This window comes from Cedecea selenatireducens (assembly GCF_042138895.1).
GTDB lineage: Bacteria > Pseudomonadota > Gammaproteobacteria > Enterobacterales > Enterobacteriaceae > Cedecea > Cedecea selenatireducens.
Genome location: NZ_JBHIKW010000001.1, coordinates 113705 through 131218, shown reverse-complemented (window position 1 = coordinate 131218; position 17514 = coordinate 113705). Strand labels below are relative to the sequence as shown.

The 17514-nt window shown below is 48.8% G+C and carries 17 protein-coding genes; 15 read left to right on the top strand and 2 right to left on the bottom strand.

The features are described 5' to 3' along the window. Positions 1-36 precede the first annotated feature (36 nt). Both sctF and ACE38U_RS00595 read right to left on the bottom strand, forming a co-directional pair. Positions 37-300 carry a type III secretion system needle filament subunit SctF gene (gene sctF / locus ACE38U_RS00600; RefSeq protein ID WP_038482295.1) on the bottom strand — a complete coding sequence of 88 codons (264 nt, stop codon included), beginning with the start codon at positions 298-300 and terminating at the stop codon, positions 37-39. Continuing rightward, on the bottom strand, positions 293-1567 hold the full coding sequence (locus ACE38U_RS00595; RefSeq protein ID WP_375528954.1) for a PrgH/EprH family type III secretion apparatus protein: 1275 nt from the start codon (positions 1565-1567) through the stop codon (positions 293-295). Before ACE38U_RS00595 ends, sctF begins: the two co-directional genes overlap by 8 nt. A 456-nt stretch (positions 1568-2023) precedes the next feature. Here ACE38U_RS00595 and ACE38U_RS00590 point away from each other — a divergent pair, with 456 nt between their 5' ends. The 15 genes from ACE38U_RS00590 (at position 2024) to sctE (ending at position 17504) form a co-directional block, all read left to right on the top strand. Next, positions 2024-2854: a helix-turn-helix domain-containing protein gene (locus ACE38U_RS00590; protein WP_375528953.1), complete on the top strand. Its 831-nt coding sequence runs from the start codon at positions 2024-2026 to the stop codon at positions 2852-2854. Beyond that, positions 2847-4628: a type III secretion system outer membrane ring subunit SctC gene (sctC, locus tag ACE38U_RS00585; RefSeq protein WP_038482304.1), complete on the top strand. Its 1782-nt coding sequence runs from the start codon at positions 2847-2849 to the stop codon at positions 4626-4628. The genes ACE38U_RS00590 and sctC overlap by 8 nt, the downstream gene beginning before the upstream one ends. 14 nt (positions 4629-4642) lie before the next feature. Beyond that, positions 4643-5764, top strand: a complete 1122-nt coding sequence (gene sctW, locus ACE38U_RS00580; protein WP_038482307.1) for a type III secretion system gatekeeper subunit SctW — start codon at positions 4643-4645, stop codon at positions 5762-5764. A 47-nt stretch (positions 5765-5811) separates the two neighbouring features. Further along, positions 5812-7863 (top strand): EscV/YscV/HrcV family type III secretion system export apparatus protein, encoded by a 2052-nt coding sequence (locus tag ACE38U_RS00575; RefSeq protein ID WP_038482310.1) that lies wholly within the window; start codon positions 5812-5814, stop codon positions 7861-7863. A 12-nt stretch (positions 7864-7875) separates the two neighbouring features. Next, positions 7876-8283: an InvB/SpaK family type III secretion system chaperone gene (locus ACE38U_RS00570; RefSeq protein WP_038482313.1), complete on the top strand. Its 408-nt coding sequence runs from the start codon at positions 7876-7878 to the stop codon at positions 8281-8283. Positions 8284-8300: 17 nt separating this feature from the next. Further along, positions 8301-9596 (top strand): type III secretion system ATPase SctN, encoded by a 1296-nt coding sequence (sctN, locus tag ACE38U_RS00565; protein WP_038482317.1) that lies wholly within the window; start codon positions 8301-8303, stop codon positions 9594-9596. Further along, the gene (locus ACE38U_RS00560) at positions 9580-10041 is read left to right on the top strand and encodes a SpaM family type III secretion system protein (RefSeq protein WP_038482320.1); all 462 of its coding nucleotides are present in this window, start codon (positions 9580-9582) and stop codon (positions 10039-10041) included. The genes sctN and ACE38U_RS00560 overlap by 17 nt, the downstream gene beginning before the upstream one ends. Beyond that, the gene (locus ACE38U_RS00555; protein WP_038482323.1) at positions 10022-11032 is read left to right on the top strand and encodes a SpaN/EivJ family type III secretion system needle length determinant; all 1011 of its coding nucleotides are present in this window, start codon (positions 10022-10024) and stop codon (positions 11030-11032) included. The genes ACE38U_RS00560 and ACE38U_RS00555 overlap by 20 nt, the downstream gene beginning before the upstream one ends. Further along, positions 11029-11952 (top strand): FliM/FliN family flagellar motor switch protein, encoded by a 924-nt coding sequence (locus ACE38U_RS00550; protein WP_375528952.1) that lies wholly within the window; start codon positions 11029-11031, stop codon positions 11950-11952. Before ACE38U_RS00555 ends, ACE38U_RS00550 begins: the two co-directional genes overlap by 4 nt. Next, positions 11942-12613, top strand: a complete 672-nt coding sequence (locus tag ACE38U_RS00545) for an EscR/YscR/HrcR family type III secretion system export apparatus protein (protein ID WP_038482329.1) — start codon at positions 11942-11944, stop codon at positions 12611-12613. The genes ACE38U_RS00550 and ACE38U_RS00545 overlap by 11 nt, the downstream gene beginning before the upstream one ends. Beyond that, positions 12610-12864 (top strand): type III secretion system export apparatus subunit SctS, encoded by a 255-nt coding sequence (gene sctS, locus ACE38U_RS00540; protein WP_006820278.1) that lies wholly within the window; start codon positions 12610-12612, stop codon positions 12862-12864. Before ACE38U_RS00545 ends, sctS begins: the two co-directional genes overlap by 4 nt. Before the next feature lie 12 nt (positions 12865-12876). After that, positions 12877-13641, top strand: a complete 765-nt coding sequence (sctT, locus tag ACE38U_RS00535) for a type III secretion system export apparatus subunit SctT (RefSeq protein ID WP_038482334.1) — start codon at positions 12877-12879, stop codon at positions 13639-13641. A gap of 12 nt (positions 13642-13653) precedes the next feature. Then, on the top strand, positions 13654-14766 hold the full coding sequence (locus ACE38U_RS00530) for an EscU/YscU/HrcU family type III secretion system export apparatus switch protein (RefSeq protein ID WP_038482336.1): 1113 nt from the start codon (positions 13654-13656) through the stop codon (positions 14764-14766). 132 nt (positions 14767-14898) lie between these two features. After that, complete coding sequence (gene sicA / locus ACE38U_RS00525) at positions 14899-15450, top strand: type III secretion system translocator chaperone SicA (protein ID WP_038482340.1); 552 nt, start codon at positions 14899-14901, stop codon at positions 15448-15450. A 2-nt stretch (positions 15451-15452) separates the two neighbouring features. Next, positions 15453-17504, top strand: a complete 2052-nt coding sequence (gene sctE / locus ACE38U_RS00520; protein WP_038482342.1) for a type III secretion system translocon subunit SseC family protein — start codon at positions 15453-15455, stop codon at positions 17502-17504. Positions 17505-17514: the final 10 nt, after the last annotated feature.

Sequence of the window (17514 nt, the reverse complement as noted above, 5' to 3'; positions counted from 1 at the left end):
AGAAAAGGGTACGAGAGCGACACGTACCCGGGTTAATTAACGGAAGTTTTGAATAATGGCCGCGCCAATATCTTTATAGGCTTTTACGGTACTTGTCTGGGCGTTACGAAACAGCGTGTATTGCTGTAGCTTCGACTGATAATTGGCCAATACGGCTGGATCAGACGGGTCGGCTTTTAATTCAATTTCAGCTTTAGCTAATTCGTCCATCATTTTTTTAGCACCTGCTTCGAAGCCGGCAGATACTTCATCCAGATAATAGCCATTGTTATCCACAGTAGACGCGTTTGTGTTAGCCATTTAAGTCTCCTTGTTTTAGGGGAAAGTACCAATGACGAGGGTTCAAAAACAGATAGCCATTAGAAGAGTCAATATATGACTTATCCTGTAACCAGTTTTCGTCGAGATTAATTGAAAAATTAATCACGCGGTTTCCCCATTGGTGATTGAACTGTTTAATGAAATGCTGCAAAGAACGTAGAGCGCTGTCGCTCAGGGCATCACGAACCACCAAAGCATAACCGCTAGTGGAATTGATTTGGCGGTAGTAAATATGCAAACGATCAAGGCCCTGGCGAGCTTCCTGTAATAACTGAGCTTTAGTTTTTACCAGGACTTTGATGTCGAGAGCAAAAGGGATTTTTTGTAAAACAATAGCCTTGAAGTTTTTTTCTTCCTGTAGGGTTAATCCTCTGTAAAGTGCAATTGTCGGGTGCTGAGGTTTGGAATAGTCAATTTGTAAAACGGGGTAACCCGCATTCGCCAGCTGCGTAATGACTTCATTTCTTTGCTGCGTTAACCAAACAGGAACCACGCTGTCCTTGCCCTGCAATTTGAACAGTGCTTCCCGCGTCCATTCCATTGCCTGAAAGTTCTGAATAAGAACGTAGATAAGATTATTATCACGGCCACGAACAATATCCACAGGCATCGGTGCGCCCGCCAGTGCTTCATTTAATGTTAAAACCTGGCGATCGCTTTCCAGTTTTTTATACCAGATAACGCCTGCGGTAATCACAAGGAGTAAGAGAATAATTGAACCGAAAACAAGAGCATGATTTTTTTTTGCATTAAACTCTTCCAGCTTTTCCTGTTCGCTGAATTCAGCATCGAGGGTCGGGGGAAGATTGAAGTTTTTAATATCTTCAGGCCACTCATCTTCGCTACGTTTGATGGCAAAGCGGATGTGCTCATGCACGAAAACTTCATTTTCCTTTAGCAGCGCCGGGTAGCTTCTATCGACCCCCTGTACTTCAAGACGATATCCTTCTTCCGATTCTTCATCCTGGAAAAGAGCCGACAAACGCAAGATAATGTTGGGTGACGGCATATCACAGGGTAGGTAAAGCGTATTCTGCGTGTAGGCTGCGGCATGCTCTCCGGGCGACATCGTTCCCGTGGCGTTATCCTGGAGTGCAAGCCCCGGGTTGATGATGAGAAAGTAATCGTCTGCTGGAAGGTGGAGTTCACAGCCAAACATGGGTCCAAACAGCACCTTCAGGGTGAATTTTTTCAGTGCCTCTGGTACAGGCATATCATCGTTTAATTCGTTCATGTCGCTGTTCATAGAAAGGGCCATTAATAATGTAAAACAAGCAATCGTACGAGCATGCCTCGTGTGATTTTATTTTAATCTGCACTACAACTTCCTAATGCTAAGCCGTTCCATTTAATAGAAACGATTTGAAAAGCAATGAAGTGCCTCGCGAATGAAAAACATTATTCCATAGCGATGGGTTTATTTGACAGTATATGGATAACACACATCCGTTCAGGTGACGCACTGTAGCGCTACTAATTATTAAACTCAATGTTGTTTGTTGATTTTTTGTTGAAGATTTCTTTATGGTGTTTATTCTTTTTTTATCTCTTTCGACTTGCGTTGACGAGCAAGAATTTTCTGATAAATTCACCGGCACTTAGAGGCGCTGTATTAGAGTGCTTAAATATTATTTCTAAACACAAACTGAGGTAAGAGAAAACTATGCTAGTTAGCAATGCTCAATGCCATCAGAAAACCATAATGCGGCAACGCGTAAATGATAGCGCAAATGCGGAAATGCCGCTTTACGTGAGTGACGCATGTATCGATTTAAATAACGGCGTGTTGTTTGCTCGACCGCTAAATAGTGAGTCCATTATGAGCGTATCTCCCTCAGGTGAACTGAGGGAGAACTATGACGATCGTCTGAATAATATTCTTCAACCCATTGTGCTATCGACCCTGGATAACATGGAGATTGCATTCCGGGGTGACTGGATGGTTGAAATACTGTCGATGTCACAGGCCACCACGCTGTTTTCATTCCTGGATTATCAGGCTAAATCTCGCAGCGTTAACACCGAGGCGCGCGTGGGGGAGACGAATACTTCGTTACTGATGCATACCGAGCGGAATCTGGCAATTTTAGTGGGCGATGAATGCAAATCGCTGATGGGGATGTTGATTTTTACATTATTAAAGCCCCAGGATCGCCGCCTGGAAAATCTCTTTTCGTTTGTCAGGAATGTCGAAAGCTATTGGATTGCCCATTTCCTGTTATCTCAGGTAATGAATGAAGATAAAGAGAGTGACAGTCATAAGATTGGTAATGCCAGTAAGATCTACGGCGTATCTGAATCCTATTTCAGGAAGCTTTGCCACCATGCTTTTACCCGGGGGCCAAAAAAACAGTTACGCCTTTGGCGAGCGGCGCACAGTGCCCTGCAGTTGATTGAAAAAGATCACTCAATTGCGGCTATCGCAGGAAATAACGGCTATGCGTCGTCGTCTCATTTTTCGAGTGAAATAAAATCACTGTTTGGCATTACGCCGAGGGAGTTTAAAAAATTGGAAGGCTTGCTTCATGAATAAGATGGTTGCGAAATTGCCGGTCCGCTATCTGCCGTATTTATTGCTGGGAGTATTGAGCTGTAATTCGGCGGTCGGCGCATTGTTGGATACCCAGGATTACTCGGGTGGCCCAGTCGATGTCCGTAACGGTTCGCGGGATGACGAAAATACCTATGTCGCCAGTAATAACAGCGTTCAACAGCTATTTTTTGTGATCGGTGGCGCGCTGAATAAACCTTTTGTTGTCAGTACGGAGGCGGCCAAAAAGCGGGTTTCAGGGAATTTCGATCTTAGTAAGCCGAAGGCGCTGTTAAATACCTTAGCGTCACGTACCGGGCTTATCTGGTATGACGATGGCAGCTCCGTGTACGTTTACGATGCCAGCGAAATCAAAAGCAGCATTGTGCGCTTGTCCTATGCGCCGTTTGACCGGCTGGTTGCATTTATCAAGTCGTCAGGGCTGTACGACGCTCGTTTCCCGCTGCGTTCAGACGGGCGTTCTGGCTCTTTTTATGTCTCAGGGCCGCCGGTCTATGTCGAACTTATCGCGGCGGCTGCAAAGTATATTGATGCAACCTATGCCCGTCCCGGCACGGGTGAAAACACGATCCGCGTGATCAAGCTTAAAAACACTTTTGTGAACGATCGCACTTTTACCCAGCGCGACAGCCCTATCACCGTGCCGGGCGTTGCGACGGTGCTGAACCAGCTGCTGAATAATTCAGGCGATAGCCGTGGCGGACGTTCAGCCCCGGCCGGGGCGAACATCACCGTAGATAATGATACGCGAGGCGCGCTTGAGGCCGCTTCGGCCACACAAAAGGGAAATTTTCCGCCGTTGCCTTCATTTAATTCGGGGTCATCGGCGAAGCGGGAGTACGAGTCAGATTCCCTCGGCCAATCGTCGATCAATATTGTCGGCTATTCGGATACCAACAGCTTGCTCATTCAGGGTTCCGAAAGGCAGGTGAGTTTTGTTGAGGATTTAGTCAGCGCAATTGATGTCCCTAAACAGCAGATACAGCTGTCGCTGTGGATCATTGATATTTCGAAGGATGATATTAACGAGCTGGGGATTCGCTGGCAGGGTGCGGCAAAAATAGGCAATACCGGGGTGACTTTTAATACCAGTTCGCTGACTCCGGAAAACAGCATTCATTTTCTGGCGGACGTATCCGCACTTGCGCAAAAAGGCAATGCGCAGGTGGTTTCACGTCCGGAGATCCTGACTCAGGAAAATGTTCCGGCGCTATTTGATAATAACAGCAGCTTTTACGCCAAGCTGGTAGGTGAGCGTAACTCCTCACTCGAAAAGATTACCTACGGCACCATGATTAGCGTATTGCCGCGTCTGGCGCAGCGCCAGCAGGAGATTGAGATGATCCTGAATATTCAGGATGGCGGCCTGCCTCTCAACTCTGAGGGTAAAACCGAAAATGTCGACAGCCTGCCAATGGTGAATAACACCCAGATAAGTACCGAGGCGCGCGTGCCCGTGGGATATAGCCTGTTGGTCGGTGGCTACAGCCGCAACCAGGATGAACATCACAGCGTGGGCATCCCGCTCCTGCGCGACATTCCTGTGTTGGGCAAGCTGTTTGATTACAGCTATACCAGCCACAAGAAAATGGTTCGCTTATTCCTCATTCAGCCAGGTTTACTGGCAAGCGGCGAAACCTGGCAGGGTCGGGGACCGGAGGAAAATAACCCCGTGCTGGGCCGAACATGGGTGGGGAACGAGGTCACGTTGAAATCGACGGTCTCCATGTTACGTGAAACGATGAAAAACAATTAAGGACCAGGTGAGTTATGGACATTCGTTCTGTTGCTGGCGTTGACTTTAATCGCATTGAACCGCAAATCCCGGAAAATCGTAGCGCCGCAGGCCAGCCCGTATTTGATGCGGGCGAAGAAGCTCTGCCTGTTAATTTGCAGGAAGAGATGAGTAATGCCGCAGAGGAAATGGCCGATCTCCTCAGCGCATTTGGTCGCTTTAGCAAAGCCGGGCGTAAAAACGACAGCACAGATAACGATTTTGTCTCCTCTATGCTTGAGGATCTGGCAGATGAAAAGCTGGACACATTAATTAAGCATGTGGCCAAACTGCGTGATCTCAATAACCTATTGAACTTCGCCCGCCAGCTTTTCCCGAATGACAGCGATTTAATGCTCGCGCTGCGTGAAATGCTGTTGAGCCGCCAGCTGTCTGAACTTCAGAAGAAGAAAATCAAAGAAGCGATCGCCGATTTAGAAAAATTTGGCGACACCAAAAAAATGCAGTCAGGAATGAACGTAGGTCGCCTGGCAAAACGGTTCAGTGACGGTAGCGGTGACAGACCGCTGTCGGCAAAGGACCTGCGCAATAGCTATCTTAATTTTCTTGAACTAGAGATGCCCGCAGGCTTTATCTACAAAGACTGGATTGATGTTTACGGTTATCAGAACAGAACGCGTTTATTGGCCTTCACGCTGTCGGCGCTGATTGCTGATATGAAGGCCAATGAACCCGGTATTCATTCTTCTGAATTTGGCCCACTCAGCGCAAAACTCTCCGATGCACGCCTGCTCCACACGCTGGACCAGCTGCTAAATGAAAGTTTTGCTAAGTTCCCATTTCGGGGACAGATGAGAAACAATCAGCTGATGCTGGGCGAGGCGGATATTGTAGGGCTTTATATAGCGGGCCTGGTGGATACTGACGACTTTAAATTGGCGTTAAAAGAGTTCAGTAAAAACTTTATGTCATTGCTGCTGCTCAAGCAGCGGTCGATGGTCATTCAAGAACTGCGCAATGTTTATAATATGACGCCTGAGTTTCTCTTCGTCGATACGCTATATCGGGAAGTTATTGTCAATCATCTGGCTGCTTTGCTGCGTAAAATGCTCGAAAAAGAGAAAAATACCGGCATCTGGAATGAATATTACAAATAGTCGCAGGCAAACTAGTTTGTCTGCCATGGATAGATGTGCAACTACTCATGCTTAGAAGATTTATTCTCGAAATTCGTAACAGGCCAGAGCTTATTATCTTAACGATAATGGTTATGGTCGTGGTGATGTTGATTATCCCGTTGCCGACATACCTGGTTGATTTCCTTATTGGACTTAACCTGACGATGGCACTGCTGATTTTTTTGGGTTCTTTTTATATTACAAGGATTTTGGATTTTTCGACTTTTCCATCAATTCTGCTCATTAGTACGATATTCCGTCTGGCAATCTCTATCAGTACCAGTCGTCTGGTGCTGGCGGATGCCGACGCCGGGGAAATTATTGCCAGCTTCGGGGAGTTCGTCATTGCGGATAACCTGGTGGTGGGCTTTGTTATCTTCTTTATCGTGACTATCGTGCAGTTTATCGTCATCACTAAAGGGTCGGAGCGCATCGCGGAAGTGGCTGCTCGCTTCTCTTTAGATGCCATGCCGGGCAAACAGATGAGCATTGATGCTGACCTCAAGGCAGGGGTTATCGATGAAAAAGAAGTCAAGCGTCGCCGCAGCGATCTTGAAGCTGAAAGCCAGTTATACGGCGCGCTTGATGGTGCGATGAAGTTTATTAAGGGCGACGCCATCGCGGGGATCATTATAATCTTCGTGAACTTATTGGGTGGAATAGCGGTAGGCACATTACAGCACGGCATGGATTTATCTCATGCGATGTCTGTGTTTACTTTATTGACCATCGGCGATGCTCTGGTTGCACAAATTCCGGCGCTGTTAATCTCCATAAGCGGCGGCCTGATCGTCACCCGCGTAAATAACAGTGAGAATACGAACCTCGGCGCAAAAATCTTGCAGGATATGTTTCATAATAAATTTATCCTGCTTGTTACGGCCGTATTGGCTATTGCTCTGGGGCTATTGCCGGGCTTTCCGTTGCCGGTCTTCGTTCTGCTGGCAGCTTTACTATTAGGCATATTCATCAAGGATAAGCTTGATGCTAAAAAAGGTAAAAAGCCGACAGTTAATTCTGTAGAGGAAGATGAAGAACCGGTACTGAGAAGCAAACCGGTGATGATCGACGGGGAGTATATTCCAGAAACGATTCCGCTCATCATTACCGCCTGGAAAGGCTACGAGGACTATTTCCAGGAGCATAATTTGTGCTCATTGCTCAAACGTAATTTCTTTATTGAGTACGGCGTTCGTCTGCCGGAAGTGGTGATGAACTACGACCAGCAAATGGTGCGCGGCAAGCTAACGGTTGCAATCAATGAAATTCAGGTTGCCACGTATGACATTTTACCGGGCATGTGCAAAGTGCTGATGCGTGGTGACGAGCTGCAGGTTATTGACTCTACCGTGCAGGCGGTAGAAACGGCTCAGGGTTTCGCTTATTGGATACCTGAAGAACGGAGTGAAACCGCCTTACAGCTTGGTTTTTATTCAAGAATGGCGATCGATGAGTTCTATGCCTGCGTCTCAACGTTGCTGGTGCACAATATTTCCGAGTTCTTCGGCATTCAGGAGGCCAAAACGCTGCTTGACGATTTGGAGAAAAAATATCCTGAGTTACTCAAAGAATGTTATCGAAATAATACCGTGCAGCGTATTACCGAAGTTTTCCAGCGGCTATTACAGGAGCGTATTTCTATCCGCAATATGCGTCTGATTCTTGAGGCCTTAGTTCAATGGGCGCCTAAGGAAAAGGACCCTATTATGCTGGTGGAGCACGTTCGCAGCGTGTTATCACGTTATATCTCTAACCGCTTTGCGGCCAACGGGCAGATTCGTACCCTGGTTATGTCGCACGATATGGAAAGCCTGGTTCGTGGTGGAATTCGCCAAACTTCTGGCGGGACATTTATCAATCTGCCGCCACCGGAAACTGAAAGTATTATCAGAAGCCTCGAGCAGTGCATTAGCAGCAATGGCGCTAACGCTCGCGATATTATTTTGATGGTGTCACTGGATATTCGTCGCTTTGTGAAAAAAATCATTGAAGGAAGCTATCCGGAAATGGAAGTGCTCTCTTATGGCGATGTTGCATCCGGCGTGGATGTTGATGTCATTGGTTCGTTAGAAAATTAATTGAGGTAATAAATGAAATACGACGTTGTTGCACTGCTTTCCACCATGCTTAACGATGCCGGGATGGCTGATATTCTGGATAGCGATCTGAGCAACCACTCAACCATCTCTCTGAATATGAAAGATGATATTCCAACTATTCACGTCAGAAGTGAAGATGATGAGGTATGGGTGTGGGCGAAAATTGTTGAGCAGGCTCCAGCCTCTTTAAGCTATTGCAGCGCGAGCCTTTTGCCGCTGATGCTTAATCATAACGAAGAGTATTTTTACACCGGACAGCCGTGTTTATACCCTGTTGACGGCAATATTGAACTGCGTGCTCAGGTGAAAGAAAAATACCTGCAGGCGCCGGATGATTTTTTATCGATGCTGGATAACTACCTGAGTATTTTGCAGGAATACCGCGCTGTTCTGGTTTAATTACTGAGGTTCACACAATGGTAGCCCAATGCCTGGTTCATCTGGCACACCCGTTACGTATTCAGGGAAATGTGATTGAAGCGCATTTGCCGGGGACGCGCATCGGTGAGATATGCGAGATTCAGAAATCATTACTTGAACCCGAAGTGCTGGGGACGGCCCAGGTGATTGGGTTCAATAAGGAGCATACGTTACTGAGCTTGCTTAATGATAATCAGGGCTTTTCACGCAGCAATGTCCTGCTGCCGACCGGCAAGCCTTTTCGTATCGATGTTCATAAAAATATCGCCGGGGCAATCATTGACGCAACCGGTACTGTTCGCGGGCGCCTGGACAACGCCGTACAGCAGAGTTTGACCGGTGCGCAAAGCCTGGAGGCCTGCGGGGCGCCTAAAGATTTTACCCAGCGTAAGCCTATCGATGAATCTCTGGCGACCGGCGTCAGGGCAATTGATGGCCTGCTGACCTGCGGCCAGGGGCAGCGTATGGGGATTTTTGCGGCGGCGGGCTGCGGCAAAACCTCTTTGATGAGCATGATCGTTGAACATTCCGAAGCGGATATCTACGTCATCGGGCTTATTGGCGAACGTGGACGTGAAGTCACCGAGTTTGTTGAAGAGCTGAAGCGTTCGTCGCGCTGTTCACAGATCGTGCTGGTTTACGCAACGTCAGATCGTTCCTGCGTTGAGCGCTACAACGCGGCGCAAATTGCCACGACGATAGCCGAATTCTTTAGCGAGCAGGGTAAAAACGTACTTCTGTTTATAGACTCGATAACCCGCTATGCGCGAGCGCTGCGTGATGTGGCGCTAAGCATGGGAGAGCTGCCCGCCCGAAGAGGCTACCCGGCATCCGTATTTGAGGCCTTGCCGAAATTACTGGAGCGGCCAGGACGGTTTTTAACCGGTTCCATCACCGCCTTTTATACGGTGCTGATTGAAAATGAGGAAGAGTCGGATGTCATTGGCGATGAAGTTCGCTCGATTCTTGACGGGCATATTTATCTCAGCAAAAAGCTGGCTGCGAAGGGACACTATCCGGCGATTGATATTATGCAGAGCATTAGCCGAGTATTTTTACAGGTAACCGACCCGGAACACCGTCAGCTAGCAAAACGCTTTCGTGAATATCTGGTACGTCAAAAAGAGATGCAGCTCTATCTGGATCTCGGCGAATATCGACGCGGTGAGAATCCGGAAAACGATGCCGCTTTTGATCGCAAAAACCAGATGGAAGCTTTTCTCCAACAAAGCATGGACGAAAAAACCGACATGCAGGCCTGTCTGGAAAGGTTATATGGAAGCGTGGCGTAAAGGGCGCGAATTTGTCTCCCTGCTAGAGCGCAAACAACAAATTCTGCAGGGCGATATCGTAAAAACGGAAAACCGGTTAACGGAAATAAGGCTGACAATTGCAGAGCATCAGCAGGAATGCGCGGATATCAACCAGCAGATAAAAATGTTAACCCCTTCCGGCTTACACAGCCGTGCGGATATTTATAAGGGAATAAGACAGCAGGGGGCTTTATTGACTCACCAGCAGTTGGTTCTTCATAAAATAAATCAGCTGGAAAATGAAAAATATAATCTGGAGAACAACCTTGAACAGCATCGCGTCGCAATGAGCCTGCTGGATAAAAAGCACTACAAGCTTTCCTATTATTTGCAGCCGCTGCGCCGCGAATATATACGTCGCTGCGACAATAATGCAGAAAACGAAATTCAGGAGATTGCGGGTTATGGTAGAAAAAGTTTCTGAAGTCAGTATGAGCGTTGCGATGAAGGGGGATTCAACGCCGGATGACAACGCGCTGTTAAAACATATTGCGAAAAAGAAAAAGCAGGCTGAGGGCGGTGAGAATATTTCGCTGGCCGCCATGCTACCGCCGGGGGCGCTGGTTCGGTTAACAACGCCCTTAGCGCAGGGGGGAGGCCTGCAGAAAACCGAAAAGCAGGCGGCAAAAGAAGTCGCTGCCGCCTCTTTGGGCCTTGCAGCCGATGCACGTCAGACGAAGAAGGGCGATGGCCTGCGTCGGCAGGTGGCGTTGGCCGTTGCTGGCCAGATGGCTACGCCGAACGCAGGCAAAAACTCCGTCGTCGTCCAAAAAGGCGAGGTCACCGGCCCGTTAAGCAGCAGGGCTGCGGCGAGCGCATCCAGACCCGAGGGGCAATCCACCACGCCTGTCGCCGTAAACGTTGCAACAAAACTTCATCAATCCACCACGGCTCAGCACCCTCAGGCTGCGGCCGTAGTAAACCCGGGCATCGTCACTACATCTGCCCCGGAGGCTGAAGCGGGCCGCCAGGACAAGCCGTTACGAATAAAGGAAGATTCTGGCGAAGCAAGGCCGCTTTGGCAGGGGGCGAAGCAGCCGGAGAACGTGGTGCCAAAGCAGGGCGAAACAGCGGCACAAAGCAGAAATAGCCCCGCAACGCTCCAGCAGCTGAAGACTCAGGCCGGTTTGGAAAGCGGGGTGAAAGGCGGAAACGAAGGCCAGACGCTCGAAGTGAACTACCAGTTTCAACGCTGGTCCGGCGACCATTCGGTCAGAATTTCGGTGCCAACCGAAGCACGCCGGGAAGGGAATGTCACTTTGCTTCCTTCCGATGCTCGTGCAGCGGATGTGCTGCTCCGCAATATGGGCCATTTGACGAGTCTCAGCCCCGACCTCCTACGCCCACAGCAGGATCGAGATGAACAGCAACAGCAGCGGCGGCAGCAGCAACAGCAGGATGAGGATCAGGAATGAGTTTGAGAGGTCATTTACGCAAGCTTGACGGCCGCCAGCTGGCGCTTGAGCTGTTGCGTAACCATCACCCCGGCAGCGAGATCGCTGAGTTTAGCGGGCAGGAGCGCTACCTGCAGGTGCAGCTTGAGGATAAGCAGGGCAGCCGGGCGCAGGCCTGGCTTAGCGTTGACGCCTGGCTCGAATATATGGATGCCCACCTGCCCGATATCCCCTGGTCGGAGGTTCCCCTCAACTATCTGACGCGCTGGTTAAACCATCTCGAACTGAGCTTTTTGGTCGAGGAGCAGGTGTGGGATGCGGTACATATTGCGCTACCCGCCGGCGCCCTGCCGGAAAAGGCGCTTGCGATCCCCGCAGAGCCTTGCCAACTGCTGTGTCTTGACTGGCCACAGAGCGGGGACCGCGTATTGCATGTCCCGGCCATCTCTGCCAATCAGGTGCCTTTCCAGCTGAACTACGTGTTGGGATTCAGCCAGCTCTCCCTTGCCCAGTTAGCAGACGTGGCTGCAGGGGATTTGCTGCTGATAAAACAGAAATTGCCCCACCTGGCGGTAGGCGATCGCCGACTTTTTAAACTGAGTTATTACCCCGATCGGGAGGTTATTGTGGAAGAGCAGTTAGAAGAGCAGTACCAGGAATATTATGAAGATGAGGTTTTGCACGACTGGACAAGCCTGCCCGTCAATATTGAATTTGTGCTGGATGGCCGGACGGTGACCCTGGCGGAATTAGATACAATAACGCCGGGCACGTCATTGGCGCTGACCCCAGAAGCGGAACAGAATATTAAAATCTACCTCAACAAAAAGCTATTTGCCCGCGGTGAGCTGGTAGCTCTGGAGAACGGATCTCTGGCGGTGGAGGTTAATCACGTGAACCCGACTCTGCCAGGTAACAGGGTACAGCCTGATGTTGAGTAATGATATTTCTTTAATTGCGTTATTGTCGTTTTTCACCTTATTGCCTTTTATTATTGCCGGGGGAACCTGCTTTATTAAGTTCTCCATTGTGCTGGTGATGGTGCGCAATGCCCTCGGGATCCAACAGGTACCTTCGACCTTAACCTTAAATGGTGTAGCGCTTATTTTAAGCGCTTTTGTCATGATGCCGGTGTGTCAGAAAATTTCCGGCTATATAGAAGAAAACCATATCGACTTCAATGACAGCAGTTCGGTAACGCAACTTATGGATCAGGGATTGGGAAGTTACCGGGCGTATCTGGTGAATTATTCCGATCATGACTTAATCCGCTTTTTTAATAAAGTACAGCAGCAAAGAACCGGTGAGCCGGAGCCTGAAGTGGAAGACCATGAATTAACGGACCTGCCGCTCATGACCCTGATGCCAGCCTATGCGCTAAGCGAAATTCAAAGCGCATTTAAAATTGCGTTTTATCTTTACGTCCCGTTTGTGGTCATCGATATGGTGGTTTCCAGCATCCTGCTGGCGTTGGGGATGATGATGATGAGCCCGGTGACCATTTCGATTCCTATTAAGCTCATACTGTTCGTGTCAATGAACGGTTGGAGTTTGTTAACCAAAGGACTGATCGCCCAGTACGCCGATCTGATGACATCATGAGTAATGTATTATTTATTGGCAATTCCGCGCTGCTCGTTGTGCTGAAGCTAACGGCGGTACCTATCGCCTTTGCTACCATCGTTGGCATTATCGTTGGCCTGTTTCAGACCATCATGCAAATTCAGGAACAAACGCTGCCTTTTGGGTTAAAAATGCTGGCGGTATTTGCCAGCATTTTTATGCTGATGGAGTGGTTTTCAGCCGAAATGATGAATTTCGCCACTCAGGCTTTTTATATGGCTTTTCGTTAAAACGGAAAATATATGCTGTTTGTGGCGTTCTATCTTAATTTTCAGCACAGCGTGCTGACTTTTGTCATCGTTTACGCGCGGTTGGCAATCGTCTTTTATATGCTTCCGGTACTGGGCGAACGGGTTCTATCAAATCTGATTATTAAAAACACGATTATCTCTCTGACGATTATCGGTCTTTGGCCCTGCTTTGAAACGGTAGTAAGCCCGGAGCAGGGCTGGCTTATTATTATAATTAAAGAATGTATTATCGGGTTAATTTTAGCGTTTACGCTGTGTATGCCTTTCTGGGTAGTCATCGGCCTCGGTGAAATTCTTGATAACCAACGCGGCGCGACCATCAGTGACAGTATCGACCCGGTTAACGGGGTGCAAAGCTCGATATTATCGGGTTTTCTAAACTTTGCTTTCGGTGCTATTTTTTTTGCCAGCGGAGGCATGCGGCTACTTATGGAAGTGATGGTGCAAAGCTATCAAATGCTTCCACGAGGGAGTTCCTTAGAAGGTGTTCACTGGGAACAGGCCGGACACCTGCTGGTGGTATTGATGCAAAACAGCATTCTCCTTGCTGCGCCGGTGATGTTAGTGATGATGATCGCCGAAATGTTGCTCGGCGTGTTTGCGCGTTATTGCCCGCAGCTCAACCCTTTTTCACTGTCTCTAACCATTAAAAGCTTTATCGCCTTCGCAGTTTTCCTTTTCTACGGCTTTCACTCGCTGTCTGAGAAACCGCTGCACATGTTCTCGCTTTCAGGTTTTCAGCAATTCCTTCCCTGAGGAAATATTTCTATGGCAGAAAAAACAGAGCAGCCTACCAGTAAAAAGCGCAGGGACTCGTCCAAAAAGGGCCAGACGTTTAAAAGTAAGGATCTTATTACCACGGTGATACTGCTTGCCGGGATCTTTTACCTGGCCTATGGCATGAGTTTCAGTGACTTCACTCAATTTTACTCCATGACCCTGCTGTACAGCACCCAGATTGGAATAAATGATTTCCTCATGGGCTTAATGCGTATTTTCTTTCTGCTTAGCCTGCCATTTATTGCGCTCTGTGCACTTGTGGGTATGGCCGCAACCTTGCTGCAGACTGGGTTTTCTATCGCAACCGAAGCCATCAAGCTAAATTTCAAAGCGCTAAACCCGGTGGAAGGGGTAAAAAAGATCTTCAGCATGCGCACGGTAAAAGAGCTGGTGAAATCAGTTTGCTATCTCATTGTATTTGCAGTGACCTGCTATAGCCTGATTCACAACGACCTTCGCCAGGCATTAACGCTTTATCGGACCGATATAGCCGGGCTTATTGCTTGTTGGGTTTCGCTGACGCTGAAGGCCGTGCTGGTGTTTATCGGCTGGTCTGTTTTTGTGCTGATTGCAGATTTTATTGTTGAATATTTTCTCCATTTCAAAGATCTCAAAATGGATAAACATGAGGTCAAACAGGAGCGTAAAGAGAGCGACGGCAATCCACAGATTAAAAGTGCCAGACGGCGAGCGCACCAGGAGATACTTTCCGGGGAGGAAATGGCGGCGGTCAGAAATTCCGAGGTAGTGATGGCGAACCCAACGCATATCGCGATGGCGATCTATTTTAACCCGGAAGTGGCATCGCTGCCCTTTATTGCCCTGCGTTGCACCAACATGAAAGCCAAAGCGGCGATTGCCTATGCGGAAAAAATCGGCGTGCCGGTAGTACGCAATATTCCGCTTACCCGCAGGCTGTATCGCACCTACAGCCAGTACAGCTTCATTTCGCTAAATGATGATGTGCTGATTGACGTTATGGACATTCTTATCTGGCTGCGTCAGGTCGAAGCCGCGGGCATGACCCAAATGGCGGTGGCCGACGTGGAGGCCGAATCTACATTACCGGAAAGTCAGCAACCGCCAACGGACCAATCGTAGCAGACACCTGTGCGGTTTTTTTGTATTAACTACCGGGGCACAACAGTATGATGACTATATCTTCTTCACTGTTCGCCTTTGGGTTAATTGGCTGTTTTTAGATGTTAACAAATAATAAGGAAAGAGGCTGCAATGGCTAATAAAAATATGTTGGATTTACTCAGCGACGAAGAAGAATTTAAAAGTGATGAGCAACTTGATGCTTATGCTGAAAGCCTGCTGGATGCCATTCAAAACGGGGCGACGCTTAAGGATGTCTATGCCGTACCTAATGACACCATGCAGGACGTTTATAAGCTGGCTTACGATTTTTATCATCATGGAAAGTTGGACGATGCAGAGTCTTTGTTCCGTTTTCTGTGCATTTATGATTTCTATAACCCTGAATATGCAATGGGTCTTGCGGCGGTCTATCAGCTTAAAAAGAATTATGCCAAAGCTATCGAATTTTATGCACTTGCTTATTCCTTATCTAAAGAAGACTTCAGGCCAATGTTTTATGCCGGTCAATGTAACCTGATGCTGCGACAGAGTGTACAGGCTCGTAAATGCTTCGATATTGTTATTAGCAGGTGTAAAGACGCGTTATTAAGTGAAAAGGCGAAAGCCTACATTTCCGCGCTTAATAAAATAAATAATGACAAGACCGATACTCCTGAAGAGGAGAAACTTAATGAGGAATAATAATGGAGATAATCAGGCAGGTGGCGCGGCCAGTCATTCTGGAGCAAGCGACCCAAGAGCCGGTAGACCAACATCAGGCGGGGATGGAAGCCGGCGATGTTGAGTTAAAAAAACAAACCACACAGGCAAAACGCCTCGGCAATGCGGAGTTAAAGAGTCATCCGCAGCTGAATTCTGTTAAGGGTGCGCTGCAAACCCTGCAGCCCGATCAACTGCTCAAACTGTTGAAATCGACTATCAATACCGTCAACGGGAATACCCCCAGGACGAACTTAGATAACCAGGACATTCCTCAGCTTAAATCTCCGGTGAGCCGCGAGCCCGCCACGGCAAAAAGCGGCAGCGAAGCGAAGCTTTCTGCTTCGGCCTGGGCGACGGCATTGCTCGGGAAAGTCATGCAGCTCACGAATGAAACGTCGATGAGTAACCTGCTCGCTCAGCTGCAGGGCATCAACGCCATGATGGATGGTGCCGCGAATGCCTATTCCGAGATGGCAGCCCAGTTAGAGCAGCAGGGGACGCAGTGGGCCAGCGATGCTGATGCGCTTAAAGCTGCGCAACAGCAGGCGGATGCGCTTTCACAGGATGTTGGAAAGGCCCAATCTGCGCTTGATGACGCGCAACGAAAATTAGCCGCGCTTGAGGCCGAAGCCGCTAAACAAGACCCGGTTTCTGAAGAACTGCAGGGTAAAATTGATGCTGCTAAAACGGCGGTGAACGCTGCGCAGGCTAACCTCACCCAGGCCACAACCACCTATAACAACTTTGCTAATAAGACGTTGAATCCTGCAATAGCTGCGGAGAAAAGCTCCCGTTCGGCATTAGATGCGACGCAGGCTAAGTCGCAGAAAATGGTTGATTCGTTCAGCCCGCAACAGCAAAGCACCATTGAACAGCGGCGTAAGGAGGCAGATGCAGAGTCTAAAACCCTGACGTTCCTCATGGCCCTGATGGCGCAGCTGATTAACAAAAGTTCCAGCGACGATCTTCAGGCGTCCGCGGAGCTGAAGCAGAAATTGGCGGAAGCGGCGGCCAAGGATGCGGAGAAAAAGGCCAAGGAATACGAAGAGGAAGTGCGTAAAGCTGAAGAAATGCAGAAGACGATGGGCTGCATTGGCAAGGTTTTGGGCTGGATTGTCACGGCGGTAAGCTTTGCCGCTGCGGCATTCACCGGTGGCGCTTCTTTGGCACTGGCGGCCGTTGGGCTAGCGCTGGCCATTGGTGATGAGATAAGCCAGGCCGTGACCGGCCGTTCGTTTATGGCCGATGCGATGCAGCCGCTGATGGATGCGATCGTGAAACCGCTGATGGAGATGATGGGCAAAATATTCTCAGCCATTCTTCAATCCTTCGGGGTCGATAAAGACACGGCAGATATGGTGGGACAAATCCTCGGCGCGATCGCGGCGGCGGCGGTACTTGTCGCCGGTGTAATGGTGGCGGGTAGCGTGATGAGCAAAGTTTTTGGCACGGTGATGAAAAAGATTGGTGTCGACGTGGCAGAAGAAGCCAGCAAGACGATGGCCAAAAATGTTGCTGTTGAAGTGGAAAAAGAGGTCGTTAAGGACGTCACCAAAAACGTGGTGCGCACCGCGGTGAAGGAAGTTGCGGAAGAGGTAGCGCAAGAAGTGGCTGAAAAAGCCACAAAATCGACCATGCAAAAATTGATGGACAGTGCCATCGGCCAGGTTATTAAGCGGCTAAGCAAAGGTTTTGGCCGTTCATTGGGTGCGGACGAGCTGCAAATGGCCAAGGTGTCTAATTACAGCCAGAAGGCTGTGGTGGGTCTGAGCGTGGTCAATACCTCAAGCCAGGCGGCTGTCGGGATTGTTGCGGCCAGTATGCTGCTGGAAGCGTCGAAGATCAGAGCTGAAATGATGAAGGACGCAGCGCTTCAGGATTTACTTAACGAAATGATGAATCGCGCCATCGATAGCTTTACCCATCGAATGGAATCGGTCAGTGAGATTGTGCGCAATATCTCAACGGTTGCGGAAAACCAGGCGCAGGCCGGTAAATATATTACTAAACAGATGAGTGCAGTTGCCGGATAAACGGCGGGAC